The sequence below is a fragment of the Spirosoma humi genome, from assembly GCF_054776575.1.
Genome location: NZ_BAAHBR010000008.1, coordinates 702,826 through 720,985 on the forward strand (window position 1 = coordinate 702,826; position 18,160 = coordinate 720,985).

15 protein-coding genes are annotated in these 18,160 nt (G+C 48.7%); 9 read left to right on the top strand and 6 right to left on the bottom strand.

Annotation, left to right across the window (positions count from 1 at the left end; translation table 11 throughout):
• Positions 1–49 precede the first annotated feature (49 nt).
• From rpsL to ACYU8Y_RS11660, 3 genes are all read left to right on the top strand, one after another.
• Positions 50–478 carry a 30S ribosomal protein S12 gene (gene rpsL / locus ACYU8Y_RS11650; RefSeq protein ID WP_046577394.1) on the top strand — a complete coding sequence of 143 codons (429 nt, stop codon included), beginning with the start codon at positions 50–52 and terminating at the stop codon, positions 476–478.
• A gap of 124 nt (positions 479–602) precedes the next feature.
• The gene (gene rpsG / locus ACYU8Y_RS11655; protein WP_012928933.1) at positions 603–1,070 is read left to right on the top strand and encodes a 30S ribosomal protein S7; all 468 of its coding nucleotides are present in this window, start codon (positions 603–605) and stop codon (positions 1,068–1,070) included.
• A gap of 92 nt (positions 1,071–1,162) precedes the next feature.
• Positions 1,163–2,032, top strand: a complete 870-nt coding sequence (locus ACYU8Y_RS11660) for an aldose 1-epimerase family protein (protein ID WP_460937289.1) — start codon at positions 1,163–1,165, stop codon at positions 2,030–2,032.
• Between the two features lie 60 nt (positions 2,033–2,092).
• Here the strand turns inward: ACYU8Y_RS11660 and ACYU8Y_RS11665 are convergent, their stop codons facing one another.
• From ACYU8Y_RS11665 to ACYU8Y_RS11685, 5 genes are all read right to left on the bottom strand, one after another.
• Positions 2,093–3,679 (bottom strand): hypothetical protein, encoded by a 1,587-nt coding sequence (locus ACYU8Y_RS11665; protein ID WP_460937291.1) that lies wholly within the window; start codon positions 3,677–3,679, stop codon positions 2,093–2,095.
• 248 nt (positions 3,680–3,927) lie between these two features.
• Positions 3,928–4,599, bottom strand: a complete 672-nt coding sequence (locus ACYU8Y_RS11670; RefSeq protein WP_460937293.1) for an OmpH/Skp family outer membrane protein — start codon at positions 4,597–4,599, stop codon at positions 3,928–3,930.
• A gap of 19 nt (positions 4,600–4,618) precedes the next feature.
• Positions 4,619–5,191, bottom strand: a complete 573-nt coding sequence (locus tag ACYU8Y_RS11675; RefSeq protein WP_460937295.1) for an OmpH/Skp family outer membrane protein — start codon at positions 5,189–5,191, stop codon at positions 4,619–4,621.
• 129 nt (positions 5,192–5,320) lie between these two features.
• Positions 5,321–7,912, bottom strand: a complete 2,592-nt coding sequence (gene bamA, locus ACYU8Y_RS11680) for an outer membrane protein assembly factor BamA (protein WP_460937297.1) — start codon at positions 7,910–7,912, stop codon at positions 5,321–5,323.
• Between the two features lie 110 nt (positions 7,913–8,022).
• Positions 8,023–8,760 carry an isoprenyl transferase gene (locus ACYU8Y_RS11685; RefSeq protein WP_460937299.1) on the bottom strand — a complete coding sequence of 246 codons (738 nt, stop codon included), beginning with the start codon at positions 8,758–8,760 and terminating at the stop codon, positions 8,023–8,025.
• A gap of 281 nt (positions 8,761–9,041) precedes the next feature.
• Here ACYU8Y_RS11685 and ACYU8Y_RS11690 point away from each other — a divergent pair, with 281 nt between their 5' ends.
• The 3 genes from ACYU8Y_RS11690 (at position 9,042) to ACYU8Y_RS11700 (ending at position 11,998) form a co-directional block, all read left to right on the top strand.
• Positions 9,042–9,998: a fasciclin domain-containing protein gene (locus ACYU8Y_RS11690; RefSeq protein ID WP_460937301.1), complete on the top strand. Its 957-nt coding sequence runs from the start codon at positions 9,042–9,044 to the stop codon at positions 9,996–9,998.
• Positions 9,999–10,087: 89 nt separating this feature from the next.
• Positions 10,088–11,017 carry an FKBP-type peptidyl-prolyl cis-trans isomerase gene (locus tag ACYU8Y_RS11695; protein WP_460937303.1) on the top strand — a complete coding sequence of 310 codons (930 nt, stop codon included), beginning with the start codon at positions 10,088–10,090 and terminating at the stop codon, positions 11,015–11,017.
• A 93-nt stretch (positions 11,018–11,110) separates the two neighbouring features.
• Positions 11,111–11,998, top strand: coding sequence for an FKBP-type peptidyl-prolyl cis-trans isomerase (locus ACYU8Y_RS11700; protein ID WP_460937305.1), 888 nt, complete (start codon positions 11,111–11,113; stop codon positions 11,996–11,998).
• 168 nt (positions 11,999–12,166) lie between these two features.
• Here ACYU8Y_RS11700 and rsmH read toward each other — a convergent pair whose 3' ends face one another.
• Entirely contained in the window at positions 12,167–13,072 is a 906-nt protein-coding gene (rsmH, locus tag ACYU8Y_RS11705) for a 16S rRNA (cytosine(1402)-N(4))-methyltransferase RsmH (RefSeq protein ID WP_460937307.1), read from the bottom strand.
• Positions 13,073–13,201: 129 nt separating this feature from the next.
• Between rsmH and ACYU8Y_RS11710 the strand changes: the two genes are divergently transcribed.
• The 3 genes from ACYU8Y_RS11710 (at position 13,202) to ACYU8Y_RS11720 (ending at position 17,694) form a co-directional block, all read left to right on the top strand.
• The gene (locus tag ACYU8Y_RS11710; RefSeq protein WP_460937309.1) at positions 13,202–14,458 is read left to right on the top strand and encodes a peroxiredoxin family protein; all 1,257 of its coding nucleotides are present in this window, start codon (positions 13,202–13,204) and stop codon (positions 14,456–14,458) included.
• Positions 14,459–14,660: 202 nt separating this feature from the next.
• Positions 14,661–15,131 carry a MarR family winged helix-turn-helix transcriptional regulator gene (locus ACYU8Y_RS11715; RefSeq protein WP_460937311.1) on the top strand — a complete coding sequence of 157 codons (471 nt, stop codon included), beginning with the start codon at positions 14,661–14,663 and terminating at the stop codon, positions 15,129–15,131.
• Between the two features lie 112 nt (positions 15,132–15,243).
• Positions 15,244–17,694, top strand: coding sequence for a 3-hydroxyacyl-CoA dehydrogenase/enoyl-CoA hydratase family protein (locus tag ACYU8Y_RS11720; RefSeq protein ID WP_460937313.1), 2,451 nt, complete (start codon positions 15,244–15,246; stop codon positions 17,692–17,694).
• The last annotated feature ends 466 nt before the right edge of the window (positions 17,695–18,160 follow it).

The window sequence follows — 18,160 nt, forward strand, 5'->3', positions numbered from 1 at the left end:
TTGCACCTCAAAATTCGGGAAGACTGTTTTTTCGTAAACAAAAATAAGAATGCCTACTATACAACAACTCGTGCGTAAGGGCCGCGAAAAGCTGATCGACAAGTCGAAGTCGCCTGCTTTAGACTCTTGCCCACAACGTCGGGGCGTGTGTACACGTGTGTACACAACGACGCCGAAGAAGCCAAACTCGGCTCTCCGGAAAGTTGCCCGGGTTCGGTTAACGAACCAAAAAGAAGTTAACGCCTATATTCCAGGTGAAGGTCACAACCTGCAGGAACACTCAATCGTCTTGATTCGGGGTGGTCGTGTGAAAGATCTTCCAGGGGTACGTTACCACATCGTTCGCGGTGCGTTGGATACGGCTGGCGTAAGCGGTCGTCTGCAAAGCCGGTCGAAATACGGCGCTAAACGGCCAAAACCAGGTCAGGCTCCCGTTAAAGGCGGCAAAGGTGCACCACCAGCGAAAAAGAAAAAGTAAGATCGGTATCTGATCGAAGGTAAAGAATGTAGTCACCAGGCTATATATCTGACATCTGATATCAAAGAATGACTGGGTGTTGGAAAGACTGCATCCAGAGTAAGATCAAAAATCTGAAGAAATCATGAGAAAGGCGAAACCGCCCAAGCGTTACGTATTACCCGACCCGAAGTATAAAGAGGTCCTCGTAACCAAATTTGTAAACAACCTGATGTACGAAGGTAAAAAGAGCCTGGCGTACTCCATCTTCTACGACGCCCTCGACGTGGTTGCCAAGCGCACCAGCGAAAGTGGCTTAGATACGTGGAAAAAGGCATTGAACAATGTCATGCCATCAGTTGAAGTAAAAAGCCGTCGTGTCGGTGGAGCTACCTTCCAGGTGCCAACCGAAGTACGGGCAGACCGAAAAGTCGCGGTAGGCATGAAATGGCTTATTAAGTATGCTCGTTCACGTGGTGAGAAAACAATGGTAGACCGGTTAGCAGCCGAGATCGTCGCAGCCGCTAAAGGCGAAGGCGCAGCTGTTAAAAAGAAGGACGATACGCACCGTATGGCAGAAGCAAACAAGGCGTTCTCACACTTCCGGTTCTAAACCAAATACAACTATACTGGCCAAAATCCCGATGGCCGTTAACTTTGCAAAAGCTACCCAACATTGGGTAGCTTTTGTTGTTTCTGTGCTATATGGCAACTCTAGAAAACGATTACCTGCGCGTCTCGATCCGGCCCAAAGGAGCCGAACTGACCTCTATTTTTCATAAGCCAAGCGGTATTGAACACCTATGGCAGGCCGATCCGGCGGTTTGGCCCTGGCACGCGCCTAACCTGTTTCCGGTAGTGGGCGGTTGCCTGAACAACCAGCTGCTGATTGATGGGAAAACGTATCCCATAGAGCGTCATGGATTTGCCCGGCAGTCTGTTTTTGAGATTACCGAATCGACGAAAACGCACGCCATTTTTTCGCTACGGTCAAGCAGCGCTACACAGGAGCATTTTCCGTATCAGTTTGACTTTCAGGTAACGTATGAGTTGGATGGTTCCACATTGACCGTTACTTACCGGGTTGTGAACGAAGACGAGCAACCCATTTATTTTTCGGTGGGTGCTCATCCGGCTTTTGCGGTGCCTTTTACGTCGGGTGAAGCCTATGAGGATTACGTTGTTGAATTTGAACGAGAAGAACCACTAGAAACGCACCTGCTCTCGTCAGCGGGGTATTTTACGGGCCAAACAAAGTTGGTTCCTACTAAGGGCAATCAGCTTCCCTTAACAAAGCATCTATTTGATGCAGATGCGCTGGTGTTCAAAAACCTGGTTTCTCGGCGTGTTGCTATTCGGAGCAGTAAACACGATCATGCCATTTCGGTATCCTACCCCGAATTTCTCTATTTGGGCTTGTGGGCCAAGCCTGGGGCATCGTTCGTTTGTATCGAGCCGTGGTTGGGTTGTGCCGACAGTGAGGGAGAGCCCAAGCCAATCCAACAGAAGGAGGCTATCCAGCACGTTGATGTAGATAACGTATTTGAGGCCGCTTTCACGATCGAGGTGAAATAGGTTTGTAGTTTACGGTTCGTGGTTCGTGGTTCGTTCCAGTAGCCAACCACAAACCGTAAACTACTGCGTCTCATCCAGAGGGGTGAAGTCCTTGAAGGTCCGTTTAAGGGCTTTATCTGTAGCTTCTTTTTTGCTCTGCCAATTGGCATCCAGTTCCAAAGCAACCAGACCACTCAGACTCATGGAATTACGGAAGTCGTCTAATTTCCTGATAAACTCGCCATTCCGACGGGTCGACTTCAACGCGAACTCACGGGCGAATACGTCACCTTTGTTTTGCAGTTCACTGCGCTTACCTAACACGTAGTTATAGCGGTCGAGCAAATCTTTCATCGATTTGCCAATGACTTCGGTGGCTTCCAGTGTTCCCATGGTCAGAACAGCTGTGCCACCCACGGCAGAAATAAGACGCCCGTTATTCTGCGCCTGTGGGCTGGTACTTGAACCTGTTACGGCCGGTGTTACACCCGTCACCGCGCCCAGTGACGCATTCGCCACCGAACGGTTCCGCTTGCCGCCTTTGGCTCGCTTGTAATCACGCTTAAGCTGTTCCTCTTTATCGCCTAACTGCTCAATCAATCCCCAAGCCTGCACCAGTACCTGCCGATACTGATTGTAATAATAACGGTCTTTTTCGGCTTCGTTTATGGTGTTCAATACGGTGAACGTAATACGTCGTTCCTCGCGGTTTTGGGCTTTATCGAGTACGTAAAAGGTTATTTGCGTATTCAACGAATCGTAGGGATCCCGCACAAAATCGTAACCTGGCTGCCAGATAAATTCGTATTGGTTATCAGTATTTTTGACTAAAGCCGTTTTAGGAATTTGCTGGTTATCGGATAAAAAGCCAAAGGTGGAAACGTCATCTTCGCCATTCGGATCGGACAGGTAGAACTTAAGGTTTACTGTAGCATTTTCCTTTAACTTATAGTGCGTATCTTTTGGAATAACCGCAATATCGGGCGGCAAATCCATCTGCGTGACTTCTACTTTTAACCTGCCCTTGGTCCGAGTTTTAGCGGGCTGATCTTCTACCCAGAATTCAATGTATTGGGGTGCTTGTTTCAGCCGATTAAACTGATTCAGCGACAGCGTCCAGCTTAGTTCGCCCTGCGACGATAGCTTGCTGCCTTCGGGCATCTGATCGGCAATGGGAATAAACGCCAGCGGATCGCCATCGTCATCGCGCACCGTCTGCGAATCCATCTTGTAAATATTCTGGGTCCGGTAGCTCACGTAAAACGGACGCAGTTCGCCAATAACCGGCGGCCGATTGACGTGAACGATCTTGAACTCGGCGTTTTGGGTAGCTACCTGGCCGCGACTGTTGCGCACTTCAAAACTGACAGGGTAACTTTTAGTTGTTTGAATACGGTCGGCCAGATCAAATCCGGGTGTCCAGCTAAAATGGCCAAGGGAATCAAGTTGCATGCCATCCTGCTTGTCATTCCCGAAAGCAAACCTCAGCGTGTCGTTGGATGAACCTGTGGCTTTTAAATCAAACCGAATTGTGCTGCCTTCTGGCACAACGTTCCAATTGGTCTGCGTGGGTAGGAATAATTGGAGTGACTTGGAGTCCTGCGCATGGAGGCTACCTACGGTACTGATAAGGAGCAACCACGCCAATATACCGGCAGTTCGGTTCATAGCGACGTTCAAGGGTGGTCTGTTTTGGAAAACGTAAAAATAAGCCTAAGATTTCGTCCCGGCCGGATTATAAACCGGTTTTGAGATTTTTCTTAGTTAATTTCAATATTCAGTCAATTATAATTATATTTTTCCCAGAAGGAGTGCTACCGCCTTTTTTGAGCCGAATAGTTAGAGTATGAGCAGTCCATAAAAAAAGGCTGCCTCTTTTCAGAAAGAGGCAGCCTTTTCAACGTATCTACTATACCTTAGTTTTTCTTCGGTGTAGCGGCCGAGCCCGTTGCCGAAGCTGGCTTTGCGGCAGGAGTGCTACCGCCTGTATTCGCTGGTTTCGCGGCAGCAGCTGCTTTAGCAGGATCGATACCCATTTTTTTCAGAACCAGTTCCGTGATGTTGTTCTCTTCGGGAGCAACCAACAGAATGGGGATGGTGTTGGCACCAGCGTCCAGATTGAATACATACTGATAGCCGTTGTCTTTCGCCACGGCATCAATGGCTTTCTGAATTTTTTGCACCACCGGATTCACCAACTGCTGATACTTCGCTTGCAGTGATTGCTCGGCTGTACGACCGAACTCCTGGATACGAGCCTGAAGGCCCTGCAATTCCGTTTCCCGATCTTTCTTGATGACATCCGACATCTGAGCCGCGCCTTTCTCGTAAGCACCGTATTTGTCTTCCAGTTCTTTCTGCATCCGCTTCAGCTCATTCTCTGATTGCGTGCGCTGAATGGTCAACTGGTTTTGAATATCTTTAGCTTCAGGTGTTTGCGACAGAACGTAATCAATGTTCGTATAGCCCAATTTCAATGGACCAGCTGCAGCGGTCGTAGCTGGTGTTGTCGTTTGGGCTTGTGCCTGTGCGCTCAAGCCGCCCAGTAGGAGGGCTGCTGCAAACGCCATGACGAGGTTTTTCTTCATCTCGAATTAGTTGTTTGTATTACTTAGGTTTTGTGATTGTTTTACTGGTTGGATTTGTATTGGTTGCCGTTGGTTTAGTGTCTAGCCCTAATTCTTCCATCACATAATCCGAATAGTCGTGCCTTGGGTTGGTGTAAAGCATAACGAAGTCAGACGCTTTATCGAAGATGAAGTCCAATTTTTTCTGAATACATACTTTTTCGACGGCCCGATTAATTAACTCCATGGGCACTTTCATCAGTTCCTTCTTTTTCTCAAAAAGTAATCCCTGGTACCCGAACACTTTGTTGTTATACTCTCTTGCTTCCCGTTCCTTATCACTGATGGCCCGTTGCCGATCCCGTTTCATGTCTTCGGTCAGCAGGATTTCTTCCGCCTGATACGCTTTCTGGAGTTTATCTATTTCAACATATTTATCCTGAATATCTTTTGACCACTTATCAGCGAATTTATCGATCTCGCTGAGAGCCTTCTGGTACTCGGGCATTTTGCCAAAAATAAACTCACTGTCCACGTACCCAAATTTCTGTGCCTGCGCTGGCGTGGACAGCCAAACAGCGCACAAAAGTACGAAAAATAGGGATTTTCTCATTGGTTGTACGTCAATATTTGCAGGAAGTAATTGATTTCCAAGGCCGATGTTAATAAATGAATATGGCTTGGCAACATACCTTATCCATTTATTAACATGTATATTAAAAACGTTTAATAAGCCCGAATCTTATCTGAACTGCTGCCCAATCGTGAAGTGGAACTGACCGGAGGCTTTATCCTTAACACCTGGAATCTTGTCGAAACCGTATCCGTAGTCAATACCGATCAATCCGAAGGCTGGCATAAAAATACGTGCGCCAAAACCTGCCGACCGTTTCAGGTCGAATGGGTTGTATTGTTTGTAGCTTCCCCAGTTGTTACCCGCTTCGAGGAAGGTCAGAACAAAGATGGTTGCCGATGGATTTAACGAGACTGGATAGCGAAGTTCGGCCACAAACTTGTTGTAAACCACACCACCCTGGCTACGGGAGTTTGCATCTACCGCACGGTCATAGTCGGCGGTGTATACACTCCGGTCATCGTACCCGCGAAGGCCAATAATATCCTGAGCCAGAGCAAATTGTCCTTGTCCCGCCAGGCCGGAACCGCCCAGCACAAACCGTTCAAATGGGCCGATAGCCGTCCGTTTGTTGTAGCTGCCCAGGAAGCCTAAGTGCGCCCGTGTATTCAGCACTAATTTACCGAAAATTGTCTGGAACCAACTGGCATCGAACATCCATTTGTGGTATTCAACAAACTTGTATTTGTCTTTTGGAGCTTCCGTCGCGGTTGTCGTGCGCCAGGCTGAATAAGGAGGGGTAAATGAACCACTCAGCGTAAAGGACGACCCGGCCCGTGGGAATTGCGGGTTATCGATGCTGTTGCGCGACAGGGTCGTGTTGAACGTAATATTGTTCGAAATCCCGTCTTTATAGCCGATGTAAAACAAATCGAGGTTGTTCAGGTCATAGCGCTGAAACGAGATCGAATTGCTTAAGCTAAAGTAATCGTCGGGGACTTTTAACTGCCGTCCTAACCCAATGGTAATGGCGGTATTAGTATATGAACCCGTTGGTTTACGCCCCTGCAAACTCTGATAAATACTGGCAGGGTTTAAGGGATCGTAGAACGTTTTGTAGACCGTGTGGCTGGCACTAACCGACAACGCATTGGGCTTGCGACCACCTAACCAGGGCTCTGTGAACGACAGCGAATACACCTGGTACTGCGAGCCATTTGCCTGAAAACGCAGCTGCACTTTCTGGCCGTCTCCAGCTGGTAATGGCCGCCATGCTTTCAGGTTCGGAATATTCCGGGCCGAGAAGTTGTTGAACGTCAGACCGAGCGTACCGACGAAGCCCACGTAACCGCCCCAACCACCTGATAATTCGATCTGGTCAGAAGGTTTTTCTTCAACCGTATACTCAATATCAACGGTACCATCGCTTTGCGGAACGGGGTTGATGCCGATTTTTTCCGGGTCAAAATAACCGAGTGTCGATAATTCGCGTTGCGTACGAATCAGGTTCGTTTTGGAGAATTTCTGCCCTGGCAACGTCCGGATGGTCCGCATAACCACGTGGTCACTGGTTTTTGTATTCCCATTCAGAATGACTTTGTTAATCGTTGCCTGCTTCCCTTCAAAAATACGGATTTCCAGGTCGATCGAATCGCCCTCGATCGCTCGCTCAATGGGTTGGGCGTTGTAGTACAGGTACCCAAGGTCCATGTATTGCGAACTCAAATCCTGTCCAGGATTACCATTCAGGCGTTTGTCGAGGTCATCTGGGTTATAGACATCCCCTTTGACGATGCCCAGTACTGAACGAAGCTGGTCGGAGGTATACAGGTAGTTGCCCGAGAAATCAATATTCCGGTAGAAATACTGACGCCCTTCGTTCAGCTTCATGTTAATGGTAATGGCATTACTACCGTTGTTGATGATGGTATCATCTTCAATGGCGGCATCGCGATAGCCAAGCTTGTTATAATACTCGACAAGCTTTTGTTTGTCTTCCTCGTATTTCTTGGGAACAAATTTCGATGGGGTGAACAGCCGGCCGAAGCGCTGTTGCTTCGTGCTTTTCAGCTTCATCCGCACCGTCGACTCATCCACTTCGTTCAGTCCTTCGAAGTTGATTTTGGCGATCTTCACCTTTTGGCCTTTATCGACCAATACCCGCATGGTAGCGTTATTGCGTGTGCTATCGGGAATCGTCGTGATTTTTACTTTCGTATTCAGGTAACCCTTGTCAACGAAGTATTTCCGGGTTGCCATCTGAGTGTTTTTCGTGATCGTGTTGGTTACGATTTTACCCAGATTCAATTTTATCTTGTCTTTCAGGTTGTCCTGCTCACCTTTTTTTACGCCCAGAAAGCTAACTCGATACAGTCTGGGACGCTCCTGTACCTTAAACATGAGTGACACCTTGTTATCGACTACGTTGGTGGCGAACATTTCCACGTTATCCAACAGGCCGGATTCCATCAATTTACGAACCGCTGAGCCGACTGCTTCGCCCGGAATACGAATTTTGTCACCCATTTTCAGACCAGCTAACGAAACCAGTGAGTTTGGGTCCAGATAGCGGGTGCCCGTTACGGTCAGACCAGCAATTTCATATTCTTTAGGGCTGGCGTAATTGAGTAAATCATTCGTTTCTGTAGGAGCAACAACGCCACGTCCAGCGCCAACGCGTACCTGTGCCCGAACATGAGCGGGCAACAGACTTATGAGCAGGCAAACGGCTCCTACTAGTACTTTTATACGGTGTTCCAAGTTGTGTAATACCTATTATGTTGTTGATTACGAGGAGTCAATGTTCGATAGAAAGGTTGTAAGCAGTACAGCCTATTTCTGGTATTTTAGCACGAACTCCGCCCGCTGTCTTACTTAACTAATTGTTCACTGATTTTACCAAATCGACGTTCGCGTTGTTGATAACTGACAATCGCTTTATACAGATGATCTTTGCGGAAATCGGGCCAGAGTACATCGGGCATATATAGTTCAGAATAAGCCAGTTGCCAGAGCATAAAGTTGCTGATGCGCATTTCGCCACTGGTTCGTATCATGAGCTCGGGATCGGGAATGCCCCCCGTGCTGAGGTGCTGCGCAAAGACTGTCTCGTCAATCTGATCCGGCGTTAACTTACCGTCGCGCACAGCAGCCGCCAGTTGGCGGGTCGCTTCCAGAATTTCCCAGCGACCACTATAACTCAGCGCCAGGATCAGCGTCAATCCAGTATTCTGACTTGTTTCGCGGATTGCTTCAGCCAACTCACGCTGGCAATCAGCTGGTAGGCTACCGGTATGACCAATGGTCGCCAACTTTACGTTGTTGTCCATCAGTGTTTTGATCTCCCCCCGAATGGTATGAACCAGGAGCGTCATCAACGCATCGACTTCGTATTTTGGGCGATTCCAGTTTTCGGTCGAGAACGCATAGAGGGTCAGGTATTTTACACCTAATTCAGCGCATCCTTCCGTTGTTTCGCGTACGGCCTTGATCGCGTTGCGGTGGCCAAACACCCTGGCAGCGCCCTGTTGTTTCGCCCAGCGTCCGTTTCCGTCCATGATAACGGCTATATGCTGGGGCAGATTGCTCGGGTCAATATGTTCTTTCATCCCAATGGGGGAGTTTTAACAAAAGTTAACAAGACCGCGAAGATACGGAATTTTAGTCAGTTAATAAGTTTGTTGAACAACTGGTAAGCCGATAAACAGTTAGCCATAAGTCAGTAGGTTATACGTAACTGGCGCGTTCGGTAGAGACGCTTTGTAAACGCAGGCAACCCTACTTCCCATTTATCAACTTACCCGCGACCGCTGTATCTTTGCGGTTGAAGACTAATAAGCCGAGGGCTGGCGTTTTTAGGTACAGACCCTCATTAACCCCGTCTGTTGTAATGAACGCTGCTTTTTTGATAGGTACCCGCCGGATCGCTACGATCGTACTGCTATTTATGGCCTTATTGAGTTGCAAGAATGGCGATGATACCGTTGCCACTCCGCAAACCATCACGGATCGAATTATAGAAGATAACCAATTCAGCCTGCTGCGGGCCGCCATGGTTTATGCCGAAGTCGGTGATGTTTTTAAAGGCGGTAATTTGACCCTGTTTGCGCCCAATGATGCGGCATTCCAGGCATCGGGTCTGGCGACACCGGGGGCTATCACAGCTTACTCGAAGGAGCAAATGAGAGCCATTCTGCTATACCATGTGCTAGGTGGCCCGGTTTCGGCCTCCACCATACCATCGGGCCAGAACCCCGTTGCGACGGTTGGCAAAAGCATTGCCTTTCTCAATAAATCGTCGGATGGAAAGATCTTCATCAACAATGCCCAACTCATTCAGGCCGATATTGCAGTGGCGAATGGATATATTCACAGCATCGACCGGGTGCTGATACCGTCGTCGGGTAACCTGTTGACAACGATTCAGAACAATCCGAATCTGACCTTTCTAACAGCGGCCATTCAAAGGGTTGGTACCAGTAATCCAACGTTATTGACGACCCTGAGCAATGAGTCGACCTCCAATATCGTCACCGTATTTGCGCCGAATGATGACGCGTTTAAGTCGGCGGGTTATAGTGATCTGGCGGCTGTTCGCTCGGCCAACGTGCAAACGCTGACTAATACGTTGCTGTATCATGTAGTGTCGGGTGCTTTGTTTGCCAATCAGCTTCAGACGGGTAATTTGACAACATTGCTCAACGGCAACCGACTGACCGTGACCGCTACGGCCAATCAGCTAACGATTAAGGGCAACAAAAACGCAACACCGGCTACGATCAAACAAAGTGACCAGCCTACGACCAATGGGGTCATTCATGTTATTGATCAGGTCTTGTTACCCTAATCAATAAAAATTAGACGGTTTACAACGTTCTGCCACGTTTCGGGGTCATTGAGCGTAGTATTTACTGATTCTTTGTTACTCTTTTTTTCATGCGTATCATTCAACTTTTCGTTTTAGGGGCCCTTTTGCTTGGTGGACTGGCTTCCTGCCAACAGCCAAATATTGACGCTAACGCCGATGCAGCTGCTACGTACACGGCTAATATGACCGATATTAAAAATTACGTAGCTAGTCAAAGTCCACCGCTCTCAGGAACGACATCCGCGTCGGGGCTCTTTTTTCAGTCAACCAGCCCTGGTTCAACAACAGTAGTACCTGCGTATGGGCAGGAGATCGAGTTTACTTATACGTTGTATGTCCTGAATGGCCCTAGCAACAACAGTGGGGCGACATCCGTAACGAGTACAAAGGTGGATTCGGCATATGCCACGACCTCTACGTTCTTTCCGTTTTTTGCCGGCTCCCTAAAGCCTGGTCTGGAGGAGGGTATTCTGAAAATGCACGAAGGAGAGTCTGCCCGATTGATTATGCCTTCGATTTTAGCGTTTGGTAGTCAAAAAGATGGTAATATTCCCGCCAACTCGCCCGTTCGGTTTGATGTAACCTTAAAACGGACACGGACGGAGGCCCAGCAGATAAGCGATTATATTACCGCCAACAAGCTGGTTGTTACGGATACAACACAATCAGGTGTGCTCGTTATTAAAACAAAAGCAAACCCCTCCGGTGCAACACCCTCAGCTAATCAAACGATAACGCTGAATTACGCCGGTAAACTCTTACGGGCCACAACCGGCTTTACCGGCGGTACGGGAACCGATACCAAAACGGTTGGGACAACTAAATTTGTGCCCGGTTTTGAAGAGGGCTTAAAGAGTCTAAAAGTAGGCGAAAAGGCTACGGTTATCTTTCCCTCGTCGCTGGGGTATGGGGCTACAGGCGCTGCCCAGAATAGTGTCTACGTTATCCCCCCTTACTCGCCCCTTAGTTTTGATCTGGAGGTCGTTTCGGCAAAATAGAGGATACACTGGTTTTCCTGTTTTCTATTATTAATCAATAAATCACCAAGGGTGCATCGCTAGTTGTCGTGTACTTGACTTCAGTTTATTTTCATGCGTAACCATACATTTTCTATTCTCAGTCTTTTGGTAATCGGCGGGTTGACGGCTTGCCAACAAAATGACATTACCTCTTCCGATAACTCGGTTCTGCAGTCGAACCAGGCTGACATTCAGTCTTACGCGACCAGCAAAGGGCTCACCGGGTCCATGACAAATACTGGTGTTTACGTGGCATCGACCAAAGCGGGTACCTCCACCGTAACACCGGCAAATGGTCAGGAAGTAGAGTTTAACTACTCGATTTATGCATTAACGCGTAACAGCAGTAATGTGGTTGTCGAGAGTTTCGTGGATTCAACGTACATGACCAAGTCCAGCTATGCGTACCTGGTAGCCACCAATCCGGGCTTGACGGAGGGATTACTTCGGATGCACGAGAATGAGCAGGCGGCCGTGTTATTGCCTTCTGCTTATGCTTTCGGGTCAACCGGAAGCAGTGACGGTAAAGTGCCGCCTAATGCGCCCGTTCGCCTGAACGTAACGCTCAAAAAAATCCGTACCGAAGATGAGCAGATTAACGAATATATGACGGCTAACAAACTGACGCCGACGGAGGTGACCGTGACTGGTCTTCGGTTTATAAAAACGGTATCGAATCCAACGGGTGTTGCCCCAACGGCGAACCAAACGCTGAATGTGCGCTATCGAGGAACATTACTACGGTCTCAGTCAGCTTTCGACAGCACAGGGACGGGTACGTATGGATTCACCCTGGGCCAGGCTGTACCAGGGTTTGATGAGGGACTGGCTAAGTTAAAAGTTGGCGAAAAGGCCACCATCATAATGCCTTCTAAAATAGGATACGGCAGTGCAGGACGATCCGTTATTCCGCCTTATGCACCCATGCGTTTCGACATCGAATTAGTCTCGGCTCAGTAAGGTCGTAAACGTATAACAAATCACAACAAGAAGGGGCTCTGTACATACAGAGCCCCTTCTTGTTAATAATACTATTGGATAGCTAAAGAAACAGGGTAGTATACCTGTAGTCCGTGTCCTCACGGACCATTTGTCCGGCACAGAGCCAGTTCTGATCTTAATCGAAAATCAGATCTTTTCTGCAATACGCAGCTTTGCGCTTCGGGCGCGGGGATTTCGGGCAATTTCCTCCGGCGAGGCTTCGACGGGTTTACGCGTTACCGATTGCAATGGCTTGATATCATTGCCAAATAAGTCCTTCTCGACGTCTCCCTGAAATTTTCCCTTGTTGATAAAGTTCTTCACCAGCCGATCTTCCAGCGAATGATAGGACATAACGACCAGTCGGCCACCTGGTTTAAGAATATCCGGCACCTGCTCCAGAAATTCCTCCAGCGCCTGCAACTCTTCGTTTACTTCAATACGTAATGCCTGAAATACCTGCGCGAAGAACTTATTTTCCTTGCCGCGTGGCGCGTAGCGTTGCAGGGCAGCTTTTAGGTCGTTGACCGTGTTGAGCGGCCGGTTTGAGCGGGCGGATACAAGCGCATTGGCGGCAGTGCGGGCATTGGTAATTTCGCCGTACATGCCCAGTATCCGGTGCAGATCTGCTTCCGAATACTCGTTGACCACCTGACGGGCAGTCCGGTCGGCCTGTTGGTTCATCCGCATGTCGAGGTCTGCATCGAAACGCGTCGAAAATCCCCGCTCCGGTGTGTCGATCTGGTGCGATGAAATACCCAAATCGGCCAGAATGCCGTCTACCTGTTCGGCTTTGTAAAGCCGCAGGTATCGTTTAATATTGCGGAAGTTGGAGGCCACAAATGTAAGCCTGGGATCACCGATAGCCTGGGCATTAGCGCGGGCATCGGCGTCCTGATCGAAGCCGAAGAGTCGCCCTCCTTCCAGTTGGTTGAGGATATCCCGACTGTGACCACCCCCGCCAAACGTAATGTCAACGTAGGTGCCGCCGGGTTGCAGATTCAGGCCATCAATGCAGGCCTGTACTAAAACTGGTTCGTGGTAATTACTCATTCAGAAACTAACCGTATTTATTGGTCGTTATTTTGGACGTTGACGCTCTGCTAGTAAACGATGTATGCCCCCATTCGAACGTATACTTGCTTACCAATGATAACCTGCATCCTGAATTTATTGAAAACTATGAAACATCTTCTTCCTCTGGCCGCCGTTACCCTGCTGTGGCTACCTGCTGCCTGTTCCGGTCAATCGGCTCCGGCAACGGTAAAACCTGGTACGTACCGGGCCGTTCTGAAAACCAAAGGTGGCGAGCTACCGTTCGGCCTGGACATCCAGCCAACTGCGGGCGACGCCCGGACCTACGCCGTGTTCGCCATCAATGGAAACGAGCGCCTGCCTATGGACCCCGCCACCGTACAGGGTGATTCGATTCGAATACCAATGGCCCTGTTTGAGTCGGAATTAGTGGCAAAGATAGACGGTAATCTGTTGCGGGGCGAATGGCGCCGACGCCGGACAGCGCAGCAGGTGCAAACGTTGCCCTTCGAAGCACAGCATGGACTGACGTATCGGTTTAAAACGGAAGGCAAACCAGCTGCTAAAGCTGACTTAACGGGTAAATGGGCAACTAATTTCGGCAGTAAAACAGGGAAGGTAGATACGGTTAATGCCGTTGGGGTATTTGCCCAAAAAGGAAATAAACTGAGTGGCACCTTCCTGACACCTACGGGCGACTACCGCTATCTCGACGGAAATGTCATTGGCGATAGCTTGTTTCTGTCCTGTTTTGATGGATCACACCTCTATCTGTTCAAGGCTCGTTATGAGGCAGCCACAAAAACACTGACGGGTGGACAATGGGCTGGCGTATCGGGTTACGAATCGTGGGTGGCCCGCTTTGACCCAAAGGCCGATCTGCCTGATCCGGCCAAACTGACGTACCTGAAGCCTGGTGCTAAAACCCTCAATTTTTCGTTTCCCGAACCCAACGGTAAAACGGTTTCAAATACCGATCCCCGCTTCAAAAATAAAGTGACTATTGTGCAGATCATGGGTTCCTGGTGCCCTAACTGCATGGACGAAACGAACTTCATGAGCCCCTGGTACAAGCGCAACAAACAACGCGGTGTCGAACTAGTAGGGCTCTCTTTTGAGCGCTCGGCGGATATGGCCGAATCGGGTCCCAAGATCGAGCGCATGAAGCAGCGGTTTAAAATAGATTATCCGGTAGCGTTGGCGGGTACAAACGATAAGGCGCAGGCCTCAAAGGCGTTGCCGGACCTGAATGCCGTTGTCGCTTTCCCAACGACTATTTTTATTGACAAAAAAGGACAGGTACGGCATATCCATACGGGTTTTTCGGGACCGGGGACGGGCAAATATTACGATCAGTATGTAGAAGAGTTCAATCGCTTGGTGGATAAATTACTGGCCGAATAAACCCTGCCGCACAGAAGGCCCTGCTGACCTTACCTAATTACCCTGATTCTTGTGAATAATCCTGTCGGAATCATAAGAATCAGGGTAATCGTATGAAGCCCGCAGGGTGGCCTGTGCGGTTTTGACTTATTAGTATGCGTGCATACTGTTTTCAAAAAAAATGGTAGATTTACATCCATAAGGGAACAGGACAACACCAACCATGAAAAAAGAGAAGACCGTTGACTTTCATATAAAATGGGGCTGGCATGCCATTTCGCGCATGTACAATGCCAATGCTTCTCGCTTCGGGATAACTATGGCGATTGGCTACGTGCTGCTGAACATCGACCTTGAGGAAGGGACGCCTGCTACCAAAATAGGGCCGCTGTTGGGGATGGAGCCCCGGTCGCTGGTCAGGATGCTGAAAAGCCTGGAAGAACGCGGCCTGATCCGGCGGGAAGTAGATGGGAATGACAAACGATTCGTGCGAATCTACCTGACCGAAGAAGGAAAAGCTAAACGGGAGATGGCCCGTGATGGCGTTATCCTGTTCAATAATATGATTCGCGAGAAAATTCCCCTCGACAAACTGGTTATCTTTTTCGAGGTGATGAAAGACATCAACAAGTTAGTTGAAGAAGAAAATATGAAGATCAAAGCTGGCGAGCCAGAAGAATTGCCTTTGGACTGATCGTAAAAGACCCTAATTAAAACCAAACCAATAGAACGCGGATAAAACGGATGAGTGAAAATGCTGTCTTAATCCGTATTGTTCACGTTCCTGACCGAGTAAACTAAACCGCATGGAAGCTACCTTAGAGAAACCCAGGGCCCAAACCAAAAACCGCACGATTCGGCGCGTAGCCGTCTTAGGGTCCGGCATTATGGGCTCACGTATTGCCGCTCACTTCGCCAACATTGGTGCCGATGTTTTACTGCTGGACATCGTTCCGAAAGAGCCGAATCCTGCCGAGCAGGCCAAAGGATTAACGACCGATAGCCCGGCTGTGCGGAACCGGATCGTTACGGATGCGTTCCAAACCATGTTGAAAGCCAGTCCGGCCTCGTTATATAGTCCCAAGTTTGCCGAGCGTGTCAAATTGGGGAACTTCGATGATAACCTGAAAGAGATTGCTGCCTACGACTGGGTCATTGAAGTCGTCGTTGAACGACTAGATATCAAGCGATCGGTTTATGAGCGTGTCGAACAGTTTCGCAAACCGGGAACGCTCATCACATCCAATACATCGGGTATTCCGATGCATCTGCTGGCCGAGGGCCGAAGCGAGGATTTTCGGCGGAATTTCTGCGGTACGCACTTCTTCAACCCTCCCCGTTACTTACGGCTGCTCGAAATTATTCCCGGCCCCGATACCGATCCGGCCGTGATCGATTTTCTGATGAACTATGGGGATTTGTACCTCGGCAAAACGACCGTATTGTGCAAAGACACCCCTGGTTTCATTGCTAACCGGCTTGGAATCCAGTCGCTGATTCAAACGATTCGGGTAGCGGAGGAGCTGGGACTGACGGTTGAGGAGGTGGATAAACTTACTGGTCCGGTGGCCGGGCGACCAAAGTCGGGTACGTTCCGATTATCGGATGTCGTAGGGCTGGACACGACCGTCAATGTAGCGAGTAATCTGGTCAAAATGGAGCATGACGAGTCGCGGGCGAGTTTTGACTTACCAGCCTCCGTACAAAAGCTGATGGAAAATAAATGGCTCGGTGATAAAACCGGCCAGGGCTATTATAAGAAAACGAAAGACACGACAGGACAGACGCAGATTCTGGCCCTCGATCTGAAAACGTTTGAGTACAAACCGTCACAGAAGGGAACGGGGGCGGCCATCCGCTTTGCAACGTTAGAGAGCACCAAAGCGATTGATAGCCTCAAAAAGCGTTTCCCGGTGTTGGTTGCTGGAAAAGATAAAGCCGGCGAGTTCTATCGCAAAACCTTTGCGGATGGCTTCGCCTATGCTACGCACCGCATCCCCGAAATCTCGGACGAACTCTATCGAATCGATGCCGCCATAACGGCTGGGTTTGGCTGGCAATTGGGTTTATTTGAAACCTGGGATGCCATTGGGTTGAAAGCAGGTCTTGCTATGATCGAAGCGCAGGGCAGGAAACCCGCTCAATGGGTATACGATATGCTCGACGCTGGTTTCGATTCCTTCTATAAAGTTGAAGGCGGCAAGCGGAAGTATTACGATATTCCAACCAAAAGCTACAAGGCCATTCCGGGCGTAGAACAATTCACGATTCTGGAAAACTTAAGCAACAATGTTGTCTGGAAAAACGCGGATGCTTCGATCTATGACCTTGGCGATGGCATTCTGAACGTTGAATTTCGCAGCAAAATGAACACGTTCGGACAGGGTGTATCCGAAGCGCTGCTGAAAGGAGTGACGATGGCTGAAAAAGACTTTCGTGGCCTGGTCGTGGGCAACGACTCTTCTGAAGCGTTCTCGGCGGGTGCGAACCTAGCTACCCTCTTCATGTTTGCCGTTGAGCAGGAGTTTGATGAGGTAAATCTGATGATCGCCCAGTTCCAGAAACTCATTGCCCGTCTGCGTTACTCATCTGTGCCGGTCATTGTTGCCCCCCATACGCTCACACTCGGTGGCGGCTGCGAAGCCGTGCTGCATGCCGACCGTGTTGTGGCCCATGCTGAAAGCTACATCGGTCTGGTAGAAGTTGGGGTCGGCCTGATTCCGGCGGGTGGCGGCACTAAGGAAATGGCCGCTCGTGCGTCGGATCTTTACCAAACCGGCGACCCTGAGCTAAACATCCTGCAAAATGTGTTTATGAACATTGCCACGGCCAAGGTATCAACGTCAGCGCAGGAAGCCCGAGAGATGAATTACCTGCGTCCAACCGATCAGATTGTCCTCAACCGCAGTCGTTTGCTGGCTGAGGCTAAGCAGACTGCCCTAGAACTGGCCGATAATGGCTATACCCAACCCAAACCACGGGCGGATATCAAAGTACAGGGCAAAACAGGTATTGCGCTGTTCAAAGCTGGCTTGACTGCCATGCGAATGGGCCGTTACATTTCGGATCATGATATGAAAATCGCAGATAAACTAGCTTATGTGATTTGCGGGGGCGATTTGAGTGCACCGCAAACCGTTTCGGAGCAGTATTTACTCGATCTGGAGCGTGAAGCCTTTCTCTCACTTACTGGTGAGAAGAAAACGCTGGAACGAATTCAGAGTTTGCTGACGGGTGGTAAGCCATTACGTAATTAAGTAGTTATAAAAGCTAAAAAGCCGCAAAGTCAGTAGAGGTGGTATCACTCTACTGACTTTGCGGCTTTTTAGCTTTCAAGAGAAAAATCTATAGTTGATTCTGGCCAACAGAAAGCTAGCTTGAAGATAAAAATCAGGAGCCGATTTAATTATTGTTACTGAGATTTCAGTTTACCAGCTATATAATCAGCGATGCCGGGTAATAAAAATGAGTATAACCTATTGATATAAACTAGCTTGCCTAATAAGCTAATTGGTTTAGCGAACGTTTTAAGTAACCCAAATAGCCGCTTATTTCAATAGTCTATTACTTATACAAAAGTACCAGATACGTAAAATGCATTAACAATTGATTTACAATACGGACTTATATAAAGAGTGTTACAATTGGCTGTCAATATCATTTTGATAACGTTTAGTATATAGAATTCTCTAGTTCATGTCATTTTTCTGCTATTCATGCATT